General features: G+C 41.1%; 15 protein-coding genes. 11 read left to right on the forward strand and 4 right to left on the reverse strand.

Annotation, left to right across the window (positions count from 1 at the left end; genetic code table 11):
* Positions 1–52: 52 nt before the first annotated feature.
* Together ACFSY7_RS06125 and ACFSY7_RS06130 are read left to right on the forward strand one after the other, a co-directional pair.
* A complete protein-coding gene (locus tag ACFSY7_RS06125; protein ID WP_380147225.1) occupies positions 53–1,399 on the forward strand; it encodes a C40 family peptidase in 1,347 nt (448 codons plus the stop codon).
* 78 nt (positions 1,400–1,477) lie between these two features.
* A complete protein-coding gene (locus ACFSY7_RS06130) occupies positions 1,478–2,668 on the forward strand; it encodes an MFS transporter (RefSeq protein ID WP_380147226.1) in 1,191 nt (396 codons plus the stop codon).
* Between the two features lie 46 nt (positions 2,669–2,714).
* On the opposite strand, the gene ACFSY7_RS06135 is transcribed toward ACFSY7_RS06130, so the two are convergent.
* Both ACFSY7_RS06135 and ACFSY7_RS06140 read right to left on the reverse strand, forming a co-directional pair.
* Positions 2,715–3,923, reverse strand: a complete 1,209-nt coding sequence (locus tag ACFSY7_RS06135) for an EAL domain-containing protein (protein ID WP_380147246.1) — start codon at positions 3,921–3,923, stop codon at positions 2,715–2,717.
* The gene (locus ACFSY7_RS06140; protein ID WP_380147227.1) at positions 3,868–4,785 is read right to left on the reverse strand and encodes an MHYT domain-containing protein; all 918 of its coding nucleotides are present in this window, start codon (positions 4,783–4,785) and stop codon (positions 3,868–3,870) included. The genes ACFSY7_RS06135 and ACFSY7_RS06140 overlap by 56 nt, the downstream gene beginning before the upstream one ends.
* 335 nt (positions 4,786–5,120) lie before the next feature.
* Here ACFSY7_RS06140 and ACFSY7_RS06145 point away from each other — a divergent pair, with 335 nt between their 5' ends.
* The 5 genes from ACFSY7_RS06145 (at position 5,121) to nikC (ending at position 10,736) form a co-directional block, all read left to right on the forward strand.
* Entirely contained in the window at positions 5,121–6,128 is a 1,008-nt protein-coding gene (locus tag ACFSY7_RS06145; RefSeq protein ID WP_126990676.1) for an ABC transporter ATP-binding protein, read from the forward strand.
* Positions 6,103–7,104: an ABC transporter ATP-binding protein gene (locus tag ACFSY7_RS06150; protein ID WP_020189585.1), complete on the forward strand. Its 1,002-nt coding sequence runs from the start codon at positions 6,103–6,105 to the stop codon at positions 7,102–7,104. Before ACFSY7_RS06145 ends, ACFSY7_RS06150 begins: the two co-directional genes overlap by 26 nt.
* Positions 7,105–7,115: 11 nt before the next feature.
* Positions 7,116–8,723, forward strand: a complete 1,608-nt coding sequence (locus ACFSY7_RS06155; RefSeq protein ID WP_380147228.1) for an ABC transporter substrate-binding protein — start codon at positions 7,116–7,118, stop codon at positions 8,721–8,723.
* A 115-nt stretch (positions 8,724–8,838) separates the two neighbouring features.
* Positions 8,839–9,843, forward strand: coding sequence for an ABC transporter permease (locus tag ACFSY7_RS06160; protein WP_020189587.1), 1,005 nt, complete (start codon positions 8,839–8,841; stop codon positions 9,841–9,843).
* 11 nt (positions 9,844–9,854) lie between these two features.
* Positions 9,855–10,736, forward strand: a complete 882-nt coding sequence (gene nikC, locus ACFSY7_RS06165; RefSeq protein WP_020189588.1) for a nickel transporter permease — start codon at positions 9,855–9,857, stop codon at positions 10,734–10,736.
* 79 nt (positions 10,737–10,815) lie between these two features.
* On the opposite strand, the gene ACFSY7_RS06170 is transcribed toward nikC, so the two are convergent.
* Positions 10,816–11,598: an enoyl-ACP reductase FabI gene (locus tag ACFSY7_RS06170; protein WP_380147247.1), complete on the reverse strand. Its 783-nt coding sequence runs from the start codon at positions 11,596–11,598 to the stop codon at positions 10,816–10,818.
* An 88-nt stretch (positions 11,599–11,686) separates the two neighbouring features.
* The gene (locus ACFSY7_RS06175) at positions 11,687–11,935 is read right to left on the reverse strand and encodes a ferredoxin (RefSeq protein WP_020189590.1); all 249 of its coding nucleotides are present in this window, start codon (positions 11,933–11,935) and stop codon (positions 11,687–11,689) included.
* 105 nt (positions 11,936–12,040) lie between these two features.
* Here ACFSY7_RS06175 and ACFSY7_RS06180 point away from each other — a divergent pair, with 105 nt between their 5' ends.
* From ACFSY7_RS06180 to ACFSY7_RS06195, 4 genes are all read left to right on the forward strand, one after another.
* Positions 12,041–13,057, forward strand: a complete 1,017-nt coding sequence (locus tag ACFSY7_RS06180; protein ID WP_380147229.1) for a helix-turn-helix domain-containing protein — start codon at positions 12,041–12,043, stop codon at positions 13,055–13,057.
* A 3-nt stretch (positions 13,058–13,060) separates the two neighbouring features.
* The gene (locus ACFSY7_RS06185) at positions 13,061–14,482 is read left to right on the forward strand and encodes a RecQ family ATP-dependent DNA helicase (protein ID WP_380147230.1); all 1,422 of its coding nucleotides are present in this window, start codon (positions 13,061–13,063) and stop codon (positions 14,480–14,482) included.
* Positions 14,483–14,557: 75 nt separating this feature from the next.
* The gene (locus tag ACFSY7_RS06190) at positions 14,558–15,442 is read left to right on the forward strand and encodes a LysM peptidoglycan-binding domain-containing protein (RefSeq protein WP_380147231.1); all 885 of its coding nucleotides are present in this window, start codon (positions 14,558–14,560) and stop codon (positions 15,440–15,442) included.
* A gap of 125 nt (positions 15,443–15,567) precedes the next feature.
* Positions 15,568–16,527, forward strand: a complete 960-nt coding sequence (locus tag ACFSY7_RS06195) for a YpdA family putative bacillithiol disulfide reductase (RefSeq protein ID WP_380147248.1) — start codon at positions 15,568–15,570, stop codon at positions 16,525–16,527.
* The last annotated feature ends 63 nt before the right edge of the window (positions 16,528–16,590 follow it).

A 16,590-nucleotide genomic window follows, 5' to 3' on the forward strand; every position in this document is an offset into this window, starting at 1 on the left:
AGTTTTGTATGTCATTTATGCTATGATAAACGATAGATAGGGGTTGTGAATGATGAAAAAGACACGAACAATGGCCGTCGTATTGACAGCGGTTTTAGCGACAACCTCGCTCTATCCAGTAGCGAGTGACGCCAAAACGTCGACACAATTAACAGCCGATAAAAAAGAAATTGATGTACAAATTAAAGCGTTAGAACAAGAAATGACGACGATGACACAACAATTCGATACATATGTCGCGCAGTATGACGCATTGCAAGAAGAATTACTTGATTCAGAGGCGGATATTGCGGTGACGAAAGAAGAGTTAAGTGACCGCCAACAAATTATTGCCAAGCGTATGAAAGCGTATCAGGCACAGGATTCGACCTTTAGTCCATACGTAGAAGCCTTTCTTGGCGCCGATAGCTTTACAGACCTTGTGACACGTACATTGTCCGTAAAAAAAATTATTGATGCCGATGAAGCGATGCGTATAGAACAGCATGCACAATCATCAACCTTTAAAAAACAGCATACCGCATTAGTAAAAAAAGAGAAAGAACTTGAGCGGCAATTTCAAATGATGCAACAGCAATACGAGGAAATGACGGTGAAGCGTGCGGAAAATAAGGCAGCATCACTGGCATTAAAAGAAAAAATTGCGACAAAAAAAGAAAAAGAAAAGCTGGCGAAAAAGCAAAAAAAGGCCGCAAAACAAGCGGCAAAATTAAAGCAAATGCAACAGCAACAGCAGGAAGCGATTGAAAAAGCGCAAGCGGAAGCAGCAGCACAGGAAAAAGCGCAAGCAGAGGCTGCCGCAGCGGCACAGCAACAAGCGCGTACGGTAACAACTGACAATACGGACGTAGCGACTGCGACGGACACAACGGAAACTGCAGATGCGACAAAGACAACAGATACAAAAGCGGCTGCAGACACAACAATCAATACAGCAACAGTTTCCACTGAAGGCGGCAATGCTGGTAATACGAATTTTGGCGCCAAAACAACCGATGCCGATCAGCAAACGCCAACAGTTGAAGGCAGTGCAACGGCAAAGGGGATTATTGCAGAGGCGAGTAAATATATGGGTACAGCGTATGTTTGGGGCGGAAATAAGCCATCCACAGGCTTTGACTGCTCGGGCTTAACGAGCTGGTCCTTTAAAGAAAACGGCGTTACGATTCCACGTACGGCTGCACAACAATATGCTGCTTCGACAAAAATTAGCGCATCTGAAGCGAAAGCTGGTGATTTAGTATTCTTTAGCTATGGTAAAGGTGTCGCACATGTCGGGATTTATTTAGGCGATGGGCGGATGCTAAACTCGCAAAATCGTGGTGTTACAATTGATAAATTGGCTGGGCACTGGAGTCAATATATTGTTGGCTATGGTCGATTTGCTGGGGTGAATTAACATGAAAAAAGATGGAATGTATGCAAACGTGTACGTTTCATCTTTTTTTGATTGAAAGTCAGTTATTACTAGCGTACGATGAAGAAAGGATTTTTACTAAGGAGGGGTACTGTGAGAGGATTTAATCCACTAATTTGGCTTGTGTTATCGAATTTATTAATCGTTTTTTTAGGTATTGGCTTAATTGTACCGGTCATGCCGACGTTAATGAATGAAATGGGCTTGAGCGGCGCTACAATGGGCTATTTAATGTCCGCATTTTCGATCACACAATTAATCTTTTCACCACTTGCGGGGCGCTGGATTGATCGCTATGGACGTAAGAAATTAATCGTTATCGGCATGATTATTTTTGGCTTCTCAGAATTGCTGTTTGCCGTCGGAACACATGTTGGTGTTTTATATGCGGCACGATTTATTGGCGGAATCAGTGCAGCTTTTATTATGCCTGCAGTTACCGCCTATGTTGCGGACATTACGACGATTGAACAGCGCTCAAAAGCAATGGGACTCGTTTCAGCTGTCATTAATACCGGTTTTATTTTAGGGCCAGGCATTGGCGGGTTCCTAGCGCAAATTGATACACGCATGCCATTTTATGTAGCCGCGGCACTTGGTTTTGTCGGGGCAGTAGGTTCCTTATTCGCCTTAAAGGAAAGCAATTATGTGGCAAGTGAAAAACAAGCGAATGGCAATACACAGCAATGGAAAAAACTTTTATTACCATCTTTTGCGATTCCCTTTGTCGTTATTTTTATTTCCTCGTTTGGCCTCGCAACCTATGAAACCGTGTACGGATTATTTTTAGATCATCAACTAAATTACTCAGCCGGAGATATTGCGACATTGCTAACCGTAAGTGGGATTGTCGGAGCGGTATTCCAGCTATTTTTATTTGATGGCTTAACACGTAAAATGGGCGAAATCAATTTGATTCGTGTCAGCATGCTTATTGCAGCGCTCTTTATGATTTTTATGATTAAATCCAATTCCTATGCGGTTATTTTCTTCGTTACAATTGTTGTATTTTTAACATTTGATTTAATTCGTCCAGCACTGACGACGTATTTATCTAAAATTGCTGGTAATGAACAAGGCTTTGTTGGTGGCATGAACTCCATGTTTACGAGTATCGGTAATATTGCGGGACCTGCTATAGCCGGCATTTTATTTGATATGGAAGTACATTTACCGTATTATTTTGCGATGATTGTGCTAGGTCTAAGCTTTATGATTACACTTGCATGGAAAAAACCAAAAGAGCTATAACATTCAAAAAGCCGGAATTGTCATGACGATTCCGGCTTTTTGAATGTTAATATACGAATTGTTCATGAAACTGCTTATGCCAAATTTGCAATGCTTCAAGCGGCAAGGGCTTTGAATAGTAGTAGCCTTGAATAATGGGGTTTTCACAATTTTTCAGTAAATAATTAATTTGTTCATTCATCTCCACACCCTCGATAATCAAATGAACATTTAATGACTCCGCAAGCTGAATCATCGATTGTAAAATCAATGTGTCTTTTTCACATGTAGGTACATCATTAATAAAGGCTTTATCGATTTTTAACGTTGTAATTGGAATACGTTTTAAATAAGCGAGAGATGACACCCCTGTACCAAAATCATCGAGTGCCACTGAAAAGCCAAGCGTGCGATACATTGTCACGATATCTTCAGCTTTATCGATTTCACGAATGAAACTCGTTTCCGTAATTTCAAGCTCGATTTGCACAGGTGGAATATTGTAAAGTGCTGTCATCGTCAAAAGCGTTTCTTTTAGACGCGGTGATGTTAAGTACGGTCCGGGAATGTTAATGGCAACTTGTTGAGGAATGAACTGTTCCGTGACAGGCTGACTTAACATACGACAAACTTCTTCAATAATCCAATCGGTCAAATAAAATAGTTTATGATTAGCTTCTAAAATCGGTAAGAAAATAGTTGGCGCTAGCATGCCATAAACAGGATGCTGCCAACGAATTAATGCCTCAACACCAATAATTTGATTTGTTTTGGCTAATACTTTTGGTTGGTAGACAAGGAAGATTTCGTTATTTTTCAGTGCATCATCTAAACCTTCTACTAGCTGCGTCGTAAAATTACGCGTATGCAATCGATGGTCATAATTGACGATGTGGAAATTTTTATGTGACGTGGTTGGATGCTCCATTGCGGCTTGCACATTTAAAAACATCCGCTCATAAGACTCATTATGCTCGTTTAGTGCAATGGTTGCGGTACCCGTAATTTTAAACTCATGTTTACCAAGGAATAGAGGCTTTTGCAAACGACGTTGAATGACTTCTAAATGCTGTTTTAATTCAATGGCTGCCTGATGATCCTTCGCGATAAAAATAAAGGATTGATCATCGATACGGTATAGCTTCGTATAAGGTGGCATACTATCCTTTAATTTTTTTGAAATTAATAGTAAGAGCTCATCTTCTAATTCGTAATTAAATTCATGATGGAAGCTTAATAAATTCGGGAATTTGATAAGTGCAATGGCATAAATTATGCCATTTGCCTTTTACTTTTTTTAAGAAATGGCGCCGATTTGGCAAATGCGTCAGCGTATCAAAATAAATGAAACGACGCTCCAAATTACGGTCGACAATACTTGCTGCTAATAATAAAGAAAAAATAATCGTTAAGCTGGCAATAATGGCGATAATCATAAATTGCATATCTTGTGTGTGTGATATCACATTCATTGGCTCAGATGATGTACGTACGAAATGGACGCTTGCCATACCGATGTAATGTGCCGCCGATGTTGCACAGCCTAGCAAAAGAGCTGTTATAAATTTTGAAACCATACTAGATAAAGGTTTTTTAGCTACATTATGTAAAATAAAGATGGCTAAAATTGAAATTCCTACAGCTGCTATAACTGATAGAATCACAAGCCATAATGTGTACTGCATGATTACAGGGTGTGTAGGTGTCATCGCTGCCATTCCAAGGTAATGCATGGCGATAATGCCAAGGCCCATAAAAAAGCCGCCCATAAGCAACATACGCGTGTTTGTTCGTGGCTGATTCGCTACATAAAAAGCTAAAAACGATGCAATAAATGCAGGAATCATTGATGCAATTGTTAGCGGATAGTTATGATGAATCGTAATCGGTAATTGTAAAGTGGTCATACCGATAAAATGCATGGCCCAAATGCCGAGCCCCATCGCGATACTTGCCATGATGAGCCAGGCAGTAGGATTAATTAAGCTGTTCTTCCCAAGCCGTTGACTAAGTGACACAGCGGTATAAGAGGCGATGCAGGATGTTAAAATTGATAGTAAAACGATCAGAATCGCATAGTGTTGCTGGATCTCTACTAATGCGTTATTCGCATGAAAACACAAGTTGATCGTCTCCATTCTTTCCATAAGTTCAAATTTATCTTTTCTTAAATACCCTCTTTTTAGTAAAATACTCCCTTTTGACAGAAAAAAATAAAGTTTAAAAAAACGAATAATTTAGAATTTTAAGTGATTTTTTCCTAAATGATGTATAGGAACAGTATATAACCAAAATGATTCGGTTTACATACATTGCATTAAAAAAATATATTGCGAAAACAGAAAAAACAACCAATAAATGGTATTAAATATAATTAAAGGTATAGAAGAAAAGTATTGCCTTTTTATGCAAGTTCCTTATAAAATAGTGGAAAATAGTTTTTTGTCAAAACACAGAAAGGAGAGAATATGCATTGAAAAGAGAATTATTGCGTGTAAGTGAGCTTGAAACGACTTTTTTTACGGATGATGGACCAGTGCAAGCTGTTGATGGCGTATCATTTTCTCTCTATGAGGGGGAGATTCTAGGCGTTGTTGGAGAATCTGGCTGTGGGAAAAGTGTCACATCTTTATCGATTATGGGACTAATTCCATCGCCACCTGGTAAAATAACAGGCGGTGAAATTGTATACAAGGACCAAGATTTAACAACATTTTCTCAAAAAGAATTCCGAAAAATTCGCGGGAAAGATATCGCGATGATTTTTCAAGAGCCGATGACCTCACTGAATCCATTATTTACAATTGGCAGTCAGCTTACCGAAGCCATTTCCATTCACAATAAAGAGTGGTCGAAAAAGCAAATTCGTGCGCGTGCCATTGAGATGATGAAACTTGTTGGACTACCGCGAGCAGAAGAATTATTTAAAGATTATCCACATCAATTATCAGGTGGTATGCGGCAACGTGTCATGATTGCGATGGCACTTGTGTGTGACCCGGCGATTTTAATTGCAGATGAACCAACAACAGCGCTTGATGTAACGATTCAAGCGCAAATTTTAGCGTTGATGAAAGATTTAAACCGTCGTTTGAATACAGCCGTCATGATGATTACGCATGACCTCGGTGTCGTAGCGGAAACATGCGAGCGTGTGGTCGTGATGTACGGTGGCAAAATTGTCGAAGAAGGACTTGTCGATGAGATTTTTAAAAATCCACAACATCCGTACACAAAAGGTTTAATTCAATCGATTCCAGATATGCGCTATAAAAAGCAACGTCTTTATGCGATTCCAGGGAATGTACCAAAACCAGGTTCTGTGACGCAGGGTTGTCGATTTGCGGAGCGCTGTGAGTTTGCTTTTGAGCGCTGCCGTTTAGAAGAGCCCATGTTATACGTCGTGTCGCCAGAGCATAAATCACGCTGCTTTTTAACGGAGGAGGTGGTAGCGGATGAACGAGCCGTTATTGAAAGTTGAAGGATTAAAAAAGTATTTTCCGGTTCAGGCAGGGGTTATTACACATACAGTTGGGCATGTAAAGGCTGTTGATGATGTGTCCTTTGAAGTATATGAAGGTGAAACGCTTGGTATTGTCGGCGAATCAGGATGCGGGAAATCAACGACCGGACGTATGTTAATGCGTTTATTAGAGCCGACAGAAGGCAATATTACTTTTTCAGGGCATAAAATTTCAGAATTATCCAACAAAGAACTACGTGCAGTGCGCCGCGACATTCAAATGGTATTCCAGGACCCGTATGCGTCGCTTAATCCACGTCATACCATTGGCAAGATTTTAGAGGAGCCGCTTATTGTCCACGGTATTGGCAATGCGAAGGAGCGCAAAGAACGTGTAATGTCACTGCTCAATATCGTTGGACTAAGTGATTTTCACGCCAAGCGTTACCCGCACCAATTCTCAGGTGGGCAACGTCAGCGCGTCGGCATTGCACGGGCGCTAATGACAAATCCAAAGCTTGTTATCGCCGATGAACCTGTATCGGCACTCGATGTATCTGTGCAGGCGCAGGTGTTAAATCTGATGCAAGATTTACAGCGGGAGTTTAAGCTGACGTATATTTTTATTGCTCATGATTTAGGTGTTGTGCGTCATATTAGCAATCGTGTCGGTGTGATGTATTTAGGGCATATTGTCGAGCTAGCAGATAGCGAAAGCTTATACGAGGAGCCACTTCATCCGTATACACAGGCACTTCTTTCTGCTGTGCCGATTCCGGACCCGGATTTTAAACGAGAGGCAGAGCTCATTAAAGGCGATATCCCAAGTCCATCCAATCCGCCAAGCGGCTGCACATTCCATACGCGCTGTCCGCATAAAATGGCTGTTTGTTCACAGCAAGTACCCGTCTTTAATGAAATCAAACCAGGTCATTCTGTGGCGTGCCATCTTTATGATGAAGCACATCGCAATGATATAAAACAATCGAATTAAGGGGGATTTTTATGAAGAAAAAAAGGTTACTCGTTGTATTAGTCGCGATGCTTGTTTCAATCGTATTAGCTGCATGTGGCGGCTCTGGTGAAAAATCATCAGATGGTGATTCAAACAAAGGCGACAGTGAGGGCGGCGGCACATTGATCTTTGGTCGTGGCGGCGACTCTGTGTCACTTGACCCAATTACGGTAACAGATGGGGAATCATTCGCCGTAACACAAAATATTTTTGAAACGCTTATCCGCTTTGGTGAGCAAGATACAACACTGCAACCAGGCTTAGCAAAAGAGTGGAAAGTATCAGATGATGGGTTAGAATACACATTCACATTACAAGAAGGTGTGAAATTCCATGACGGTACCGACTTCAATGCCGATGCAGTGGTGAAAAACTTTGAACGCTGGATGACAGGTGATGCAGAAAAATTTCCTTACTTCCAATCAATGTTTGGTGGCTTTGAAGGTGAAGATGCCGCTGTTATTAAAGAAGTAAAAGCAGATGGCGACACAACAGTTGTGATTACATTAAACAATCCACAAGCACCATTTCTTAAAAACTTAGCGATGAGCCCATTCGGCATGGCATCACCAACAGCATTCGATAAAGCAGGCGACAAATTTGGTGATAATCCAGTTGGTACGGGTCCGTTCAAATTCGTATCATGGAAACGTAATGATAGCGTAACGGTTGAGAAAAATGCAGATTACTGGAAAGAAGGCTTACCAAAAGTAGATAAAGTCGTCTTCAAATCAATTCCAGATAACTCAACACGTTTAAATGCGTTAAAAACAGGTGAAATCGATTTAGCGACAGGCATTAGCCCGTCAGATTCAGCAAGCATTGAAGCAGATAGCAACTTACAATTAATCGAACGTCCGTCATTAAATGTTGGTTACTTAGGTATGACGGTAACACGTAAGCCATTTGATGATAAACGTGTACGTCAAGCTGTAAACTACGCAATTGATAAAGAAGCGCTTGTGAAGGCATTCTACGAAGGCAAAGCAGATGTGGCATCAAACCCAATGCCACCAGCAGTATCAGGCTTTAACAAAGACATTTCAGCATACCCATACGATCCAGAAAAAGCGAAAGCATTATTAAAAGAAGCGGGCTATGATGGCAAAGAAATCGAATTATGGGCAATGCCAGTACCACGTCCATACATGCCAGATGGTCAAAAAATTGCAGAAGCAATCCAAAAGAACTTAGATGATGTTGGCATCAAGTCAAAAATCGTAACGTATGAGTGGGCTACGTATCTTGATAAAGCAGCAAAAGGAGAAGCAGATGCATTCCTATTAGGTTGGACAGGGGATAACGGCGATGCGGATAACTTCCTGTACACATTATTAGATGAATCAAATATCGGTAGCAATAACTACACGTACTTCAAAAACTCAGAAACACATAAATTATTATTAAAAGCACAAAAAGAAACAGATGAAGACAAACGTAATGCATTATACGAAAAAGCGCAAAAAATCATTCATGAGGAAGCGCCTTGGGTACCACTTGCTTATTCAACACCAATTTTAGCAGGTAAGAGCACAATCAAAAACTTCAAGCCGCATCCAACAGGCTCAGATATTTTTGACACAATTGAAGTGAATTAATCCTTAGGGGGTGTCCTACAGTGCCGGCCTTTACAGTGAGTTGATGCCTTGCATCGAACAGCTTGTAAATGCATCGCGTAAGGCATCCTCTTTCAAATGAGAGAGGTGACGGCCAATGTTGAGTTATATCGGAAGACGCTTATTGCAATTAATTCCTGTCCTTTTAGGAATGACGTTTATCGTCTTTCTAATTATTCGAGCAATACCCGGAGATCCGGCACAAGTTATTTTAGGCCAGCAAGCGACAGCAGAAGCGGTCAAGGCGCTACGTGAAAGTTTAGGTTTAGATAACCCATGGTACGTGCAATATTTTCAATATTTAGGTGAGCTATTACGCGGTGACTTGGGTACATCAATGCGAACACGCGAAGCCATTTCAACAGAGATTTGGCCGTATTTAGCGGCGACGATTGAGCTAGCATTTTGTGCAATGGTATTAGCAATCGTTATTGGCGTGAATGCGGGCATTATTTCCGCGTGGTTCCAAAATTCATGGTTCGATTATGCAGCGATGATTTTAGCATTAATCGGTGTATCGATGCCCATCTTCTGGTTAGGGCTAATGTTCCAGTGGGGCTTTTCCATTCAGCTCGACTGGCTCCCAACATCTGGGCGTGAAGATGCGCGGAATCCAGTTGAGCCGATTACGCATTTATATTTAATTGATACGCTCGTCCAAGGACGTTTTGACCAATTCGGCGATGTCGTAAAGCATTTAATTTTACCGGCACTGGCGCTTGCGACGATTCCAATGGCCATTATTGCGCGAATGACACGCTCAAGCATGCTTGAAGTAATGCGTGCGGATTATATTCGTACGGCACGCGCAAAAGGTCAAAAAACATTTTTAGTCGTGTATAAGCATGCATTGAAAAATGCCATTATTCCGGTATTAACGGTCATCGGACTACAAACGGGTTTACTATTAGGGGGCGCCATTTTAACGGAAACCATCTTTAGTTGGCCAGGTGTAGGACGCTATATTTACGATGCGATTGGCTTCCGTGATTATCCAGTTATTCAGGCTGGTATTTTAATTATTGCGTTCTTGTTTATTTTAATTAATTTAATTGTGGATATTTTATACAGCTTTGTTGATAAGCGGATTAAATATAACTAGGAGGGATTTTAATGGCTACACAGCAAACACTTTCTACCGTGAAAGCAAAAGAAGCAGGGCCGTGGCTTAATGCATGGCGTAGCTTTAAGAAAAGCAAAGTATCCCTCATCGGTGCAGGGATTGTACTCGTGTTTATTATTTTAGCCATTTTGGCACCGCTTATTGCGCCACAAGGCATTAATGAACAAAATTTAACACAGCGCTTGCAGCCACCATCTGGCACGCACTGGTTTGGTACCGATGATTTTGGCCGCGATATTTTCTCACGTGTTTTGTACGGTGCACGGATTTCATTATGGGTCGGCTTCTTCTCAGTGATTGGCTCGATTGTTGTCGGGAGCTTACTCGGTATTTTAGCGGGCTACTATGGCCGCTGGGTCGATACAATTATTTCACGTATTTTTGATATTATGCTGGCGTTCCCAAGTATTTTACTAGCGATTTCAATCGTGGCGGTACTTGGCCCATCACTTCAAAATGCGTTAATTGCCATTGCCATCGTTAATATTCCGAACTTTGGGCGCTTGATTCGCTCTAAAGTGCTGAGTATAAAGCAAGAGGAATACATTACATCAGCAAAAGCGATTGGTATGAAAGATGCGCGAATTTTATTTAAGCATATATTGCCAAATTCGATGGCACCTGTTATCGTGCAAGGGACACTTGCTGTAGCGACGGCGATTATTGAAGCAGCGGCACTTGGCTTCTTAGGCTTAGGTGCACAAGCGCCAACTCCTGAATGGGGAAAAATGCTTGCGGATGCGCGCGTTTATTTAGTGAATGCCCCGTGGACGATGATTTTCCCGGGTATTGCGATTATGTTAACGGTACTTGGCTTTAACTTAATGGGTGATGGGTTACGCGATGCACTCGATCCGAAAATGAAAAACTAAAAAATCGTGACTGATAAATTCGCAACAAAAAGAAGGAATCGCCAACGCGCGATTCCTTCTTTTTATGTTTATAAAGAACTTAAATACCTAAAATACTATAGCCAGCATCGACGTGAATCACTTCACCTGTCACACCAGTTGATAAGGCACTTAGCATGACGACAGACATATTTGCCACTTCTTGTGGTGTAATGTTACGACGTAATGGCGCAACTTCTTCAATTTTATTTAAAATTTTGTTAAATGAAGGGACGCCTTTTGCTGCTAATGTTTTAATGGCGCCAGCTGAAATGGCGTTGACACGAATATTGTCTTGGCCAATATCACTTGCAAGATAGCGTACGTTTGCTTCTAATGCGGCTTTCGCAACACCCATGACATTGTAACCGTCTAATACGCGCTCAGCTCCAAGATAGCTCATCGTAATAATTGAGCCACCTTCTGTCATATAAGGGCGTACAAGTTGTGCGGCTTTAATTAATGAATAGGCGCTTGTATCTTGTGCAAACGCATAACCTTCACGAGATGTTTCAACGAAGCGATTTTTTAAATCTTCTGCATGTGCAAATGCAACAGAGTGCACAAGACCGTGGATCGTACCATATTTTTCACCGATGCTAGTGAACGCTTCTGTCATGCTATCGTCGCTATTCACGTCACATTGTACGATTGAGTAACGGCTTTCATCATAATCAGCTAAAAGCTTTGTTAATTTTGATAGGGAACGTTCTTTACGATACGTGAAAATAATATGTGCTTCTGCATCAAATAAGGCTTTTGAAATATGCCATGCAATGCTACGGTCATTGGCAACACCCATAACGATTACGTTTTTATCTTTTAATTGTAAAATATCCATAATGGCCTCCTGTATGTAACTTACTGTTAGTACCTGATACTAATATAGCATAAAAAAAAACGCCCTACAACCAATTTGTAGGGCGGAAAGATTATTCGTATTTTAACGCGTCGCCGTCGAAAGTTTCGTCTGCCACTTTGATTGAATCAGTTGGGCAGCCTTCAAAAGCGTCCTCCATATCTTCCATTAAGTCTTCTGGAATCTCAACAGTACCTGTGTTATCATCAAGAATAACAAATGCGATACCTTCGTCGTCGTAGTCATAGATATCTGGTGCAGCAGCGCCACAAGCGCCACAAGCGATGCAAGTATCTTTATCGACGATTGTAAATTTAGCCATCTCTAAATCTCTCCTTCTTTTCTTCGTTCTTATATTCACTATACTATTTTAAGTCGCTTTTTCGCACATTTCAACCTAAATTACTAGAACTGGGAGGAAATATACATGTTTGCTACTAAATTAATCGTGTCTATTTTTGCCCGATACAACAATCAGCGCGGATCATCTGCCGTTTATCACCTATTTAAAGGGAAAAAATCTGGTCAGACGATTCAAGATGTCGGGCTTTTTCAATTGTATCCTTTTTTCAGTATAACACCAAAACTGACCAAGGCTCAATACGATACCTATATTGAAGAAATTTTTACCGCACAATTCATCCTTTTGACGGAGGAAAATGTCGTCGTGACCGATAAAGGACGTCAATTAATAGAAGATTTCCGTCCTGTAGGTTTCGATGGCTGGCATTATCGCGGACGAGAGCTGTCGTTTTTTAAACGTTTGGCACTCGTTGTTCAAACGCTTTCGAATGCACCCCATACGATGCGCTTTTTGCCGATTGAGCAAGACGGTGTCACACAGCGCTTTGTAAAAGATTATTTACGGTATCACGATTTCCAACAGCCTGCATTTCAACAACAGTTTACGACACAATTAATGGAGTTGGTTGCTAGCTTACCAGTCGAGGAGCGTTCAAAGCAAGTGTTAAGCTATCGACTAAGCGGATATCAACAAAGCGGTTATACATGGCAGCAACTAGCCGTTTTCTTAGACGAGGATATATTAAGCTTGCAGTTACGTTTTACTAGCTGTTTACATAGCATGATAAATGAAGTGCGCAATTATCCATTACTCGCTGATTTAGCGCAAAATATCCGGATTGAACAATTGTTAACACAATCGACACAAAAAACAGCTGACCTTTTTTATAAGGGCTATTCATTGGAGCAAATTGCGCAGTATCGTCGTCTAAAAACGAGTACAATTGAAGACCATTTAGCCGAGATGGCGATGAATGATCCACAGTTTCCATTGACGCAGTTTGTGCCAGAGGAGCTTGCGCTAGCGATTCGTGAACGTACAAAGCAGCTACAAACGACGAAGCTACGCATAATTAAAGAGAGTGTTCCACAAGCAAGTTATTTTCAAATTCGTTTAGTGCTTGCGGCAAAGGGGGAATAAATGATGGAGTTACAACAAATTTTACAACAGCGCTTTGGCTATGATGCGTTTCGTGAGGGCCAGCAAGAAATTATTGAAGCGGTACTTAGTGGGCATGATACGCTAGCATTACTACCAACAGGTATGGGGAAATCACTCTGCTATCAATTGCCAGGGTATGTTGTTGAAGGAACCATCCTTGTCATTTCGCCGTTATTATCATTAATGCAAGACCAGGTGGAGCAATTGCGACAGTTTGGGGAAAAACGCGTGGCAGCACTGAACTCTTTTTTATCATTTGATGATAAACAGTTTGTATGGCAGCACTTCGATGCCTTTCGTTTTTTATTTTTATCACCTGAAATGCTTGCTAGTGATGCTGTAAAGAATCGTTTGCAACAGATGAAGCTAGGACTAATCGTTGTTGACGAGGCCCATTGTATTTCGCAGTGGGGCTTTGATTTCCGTCCGGAATATTTACAAATTGCAGAGGCACTTCCGAAAGAGCGGCCACCAATTTTGGCGCTTAGTGCGACTGCAACGAACCAAATTATGAGGGATATTACGCATTATTTAGGCATGGAAAAAGTATCGACATTTATTCATTCAGTTGACCGTAAAAACATTCATTATGAAGCAGTTGAAACGACATCGTTTGAGAAGGCGAATGCCATTATTCAGCAAGTTACGCAGTTTGAAGGACCTGGCATTATTTATACGCAGTCGCGTAAACGAACGATGGAATATGCGTCCATGCTGCAACAAGTAGGTATCCGTGCTACTTTTTATCACGGTGGTATGGAACAGCAGGACCGCATGTTTGTACAGCGTCAGTTTATGCATGATGAAGTAGACTGGATTTGTGCGACAAATGCATTTGGTATGGGGATTCATAAAAATAATATCCGTCAAATTATTCATGATCATCTGCCACAAAATGTCGCAAGCTATATGCAGGAAGTTGGACGAGCAGGGCGTGACGGTGGTGAGGCGCTAGCGACGCTTTACTATGAAAAACGTGATGCGGAGCGTACGCTTGAAATGGCAACACTTGATTTACCAACAGATTGGCATATTTCGCGTTACATGGCGTGTGAGGAGCCACAGCAGCTTGTTGAAGCCGGAGAAATGACCGAAACAGCTTTTCGTGTCCTGCACTATTGGATGCGTCAGCTAGCTCCTTTACAAGTGTCACAAAAAATTCAAGAGCTAGCGTCAGAAAAGCAACAGCAGGTGATGGCCCTTGCAAAAATTATCACAGCGCCATGTATTCGCACACAATTAGTAGCCTATTTTGATGAGGAATTGCTAGAAAAACCAAAAAATTGCTGTTCAGGCTGTGGATTGCAGAAAAGCGAGATTTTAGCACCATATATCGAAAAAAATGAACCAAAAGCATTGGAAAACTGGCAATGGCGTCTCAAACATTTATTACCATTTAATTGAAGCGACGACGGAATGCTTTTCAAACGACAAAGCGCATATTATAATATGAAATGGCTATGAAAAAGGGGGATAAACATGTCTCAAAATAACTATCGAGATAAAGTTGAAGCGCATCGTCAATCCATTGAAGTGGCTGGTAGCGATGCACAAACAAATCCCGGACGTGCTTCACGTAGAGCGGCTCGAAATGGACAAGAGAAAAAGAATAATAATAAATTAATTACAATTTTAGGCAGTATTTTTGTTCTTGTACCTGTGCTGATTCTCGTGTACTTTAGTTTCTTTGCAAATTCCGGTGATAAAACGACACAAGATTTAGCAAATAGTGATGTAAATGTACAATCAAGCAATGGCAACGGTTCATCTAATAGTGGTGCTGTTGCAACTGATGACGATAAAGACAAGCAAACAAAAGCACAACAAATAGAGCAAGAAAAAGCAAAAAAAGCAGCAGAAGCGCAAGAAAAAGCTGAAAAGAAAAAAGCGGCTGAAGAAAAAGCGAAAAAAGAACGGATAGCGAAGAAAAAAGCGGCCAAAGAAAAGGCTGCAAAAGAGAAAGCAGCGAAAGAGGCTGCAGCAAAAGCAGCAGCACAAAAGGCCGCAGCCGAAAAAGCGGCAGCTGAAAAAGCAGCAAAAGCAGCGGCGCAAAAAGCTGCGCAGGAAAAAGCAGCAAAAGAGGCCGCAGCAAAGGCCGCAGCCGAAAAAGCGGCAGCTGAGAAAGCAGCAAAAGAAAAGGCTGCAAAAGAAGCTGCAGGTGCAGCACCAAATACAACAACATCAGCTTATCGCCAATCAATCCAAAATGGCTATTTACACAATGCCTCTGCAGGAGATACCGTTCAAAGTATTTCAATCCGTTACTACGGTTCAACAGCAAAAGCAGCACAAATCCGCCAGTTAAATGGCTTATCATCTGATAAAGTACAAGCAGGCGTAAAAATTGCCTTACCAATGCAATAAGGAATAAAGAGAGGTTCAGGAAATATTCTGAGCCTCTTTTTTAATGAGCTCGAACAAGTGACAAATTTCAAATATATAGTAAAATAGATTCGGTAAAGAATATGATATAAAAAGGAATGACAACTATGCGTCAAGAAGATGCGATTATTGTTGGCGGTGGCCCTTGTGGTCTTGCGGCAGCAATCGCTTTACAAAAAATTGGACTAAACCCAATCGTCATTGAAAAAGGCAATATCGTGAATGCGATTTATAATTACCCAACGCACCAAACATTTTTCTCATCAAGTGAAAAATTAGCGATTGGCGATGTACCATTTATTATTGAAGGTCAAAAACCAAAACGTAATCAAGCACTCGTTTACTATCGTGAGGTTGTAAAACGAAAAGATATTCAAATCCATCGTTTTGAGAAGGTCGAGCATGTTACAAAGCAAGGCCAATCATTTATTGTGAAAACATCTAAGGATACGTATGAAACACCGTATGTGGTTATTGCGACAGGCTACTACGATCATCCGAATTATATGGGCATTGACGGTGAAAACTTACCGAAAGTGATGCACTATTTCAAAGAGGGGCATCCTTATTTTGATACGGATGTACTTGTAATTGGTGGCAAGAACTCAGCAATTGATGCGGGACTTGCACTGCATAAAGCTGGGGCTCGTGTGACAGTTGCCTATCGTGGTAGTGAATACTCATCAAGCATTAAACCGTGGGTACTACCAGATTTTGCGGCACTTGCACGTGATGAAAGTATTCAGATGTTATTTAATACAAGCGTGGAAAAAATCGATGATACAACAGTGACATTAACAGTGGATGGTGAAGAAAAAGTCATTGCGAATGATTTTGTTTTTGCGATGACAGGCTATCACCCAGATCACTCATTTATTCGTGAAATGGGTGTGACAGTAGATGCTGAAACAGGGCGTCCAACATTTAATCCTGAAACAATGGAAACAAATGTGGAAGGGTTGTTTATTGCGGGTGTTATTGCAGCAGGTAATAATGCAAATGAAATCTTTATCGAAAATGGCCGCTTCCACGGCGACCAAATCGCTGCATGTATTACGGCGAAATAACATTAGTGAATTAAGCATTACTTTGCTAAGTAGTGCTTTTTTTACTGCGTTTATGTATGCAAT

It is taken from the genome of Kurthia populi (assembly GCF_042686175.1).
GTDB classification, from domain to species: Bacteria; Bacillota; Bacilli; order Bacillales_A; family Planococcaceae; genus Kurthia; species Kurthia populi.

What these genes read in the sequence shown, in the direction of transcription:
- nikC (WP_020189588.1), top strand. Translation starts at nt 9,855, where the DNA reads ATGGCTACACAGCAAACACTTTCTACCGTGAAAGCAAAAGAAGCAGGG.
- ACFSY7_RS06180 (WP_380147229.1), top strand. Translation starts at nt 12,041, where the DNA reads ATGTTTGCTACTAAATTAATCGTGTCTATTTTTGCCCGATACAACAAT.
- ACFSY7_RS06130 (WP_380147226.1), top strand. Translation starts at nt 1,478, where the DNA reads ATGAAGAAAGGATTTTTACTAAGGAGGGGTACTGTGAGAGGATTTAAT.
- ACFSY7_RS06125 (WP_380147225.1), top strand. Translation starts at nt 53, where the DNA reads ATGAAAAAGACACGAACAATGGCCGTCGTATTGACAGCGGTTTTAGCG.
- ACFSY7_RS06195 (WP_380147248.1), top strand. Translation starts at nt 15,568, where the DNA reads ATGCGTCAAGAAGATGCGATTATTGTTGGCGGTGGCCCTTGTGGTCTT.
- ACFSY7_RS06140 (WP_380147227.1), bottom strand. Translation starts at nt 4,785, where the DNA reads ATGGAGACGATCAACTTGTGTTTTCATGCGAATAACGCATTAGTAGAG.
- ACFSY7_RS06150 (WP_020189585.1), top strand. Translation starts at nt 6,103, where the DNA reads ATGAACGAGCCGTTATTGAAAGTTGAAGGATTAAAAAAGTATTTTCCG.
- ACFSY7_RS06185 (WP_380147230.1), top strand. Translation starts at nt 13,061, where the DNA reads ATGGAGTTACAACAAATTTTACAACAGCGCTTTGGCTATGATGCGTTT.
- ACFSY7_RS06160 (WP_020189587.1), top strand. Translation starts at nt 8,839, where the DNA reads ATGTTGAGTTATATCGGAAGACGCTTATTGCAATTAATTCCTGTCCTT.
- ACFSY7_RS06175 (WP_020189590.1), bottom strand. Translation starts at nt 11,935, where the DNA reads ATGGCTAAATTTACAATCGTCGATAAAGATACTTGCATCGCTTGTGGC.
- ACFSY7_RS06155 (WP_380147228.1), top strand. Translation starts at nt 7,116, where the DNA reads ATGAAGAAAAAAAGGTTACTCGTTGTATTAGTCGCGATGCTTGTTTCA.
- ACFSY7_RS06190 (WP_380147231.1), top strand. Translation starts at nt 14,558, where the DNA reads ATGTCTCAAAATAACTATCGAGATAAAGTTGAAGCGCATCGTCAATCC.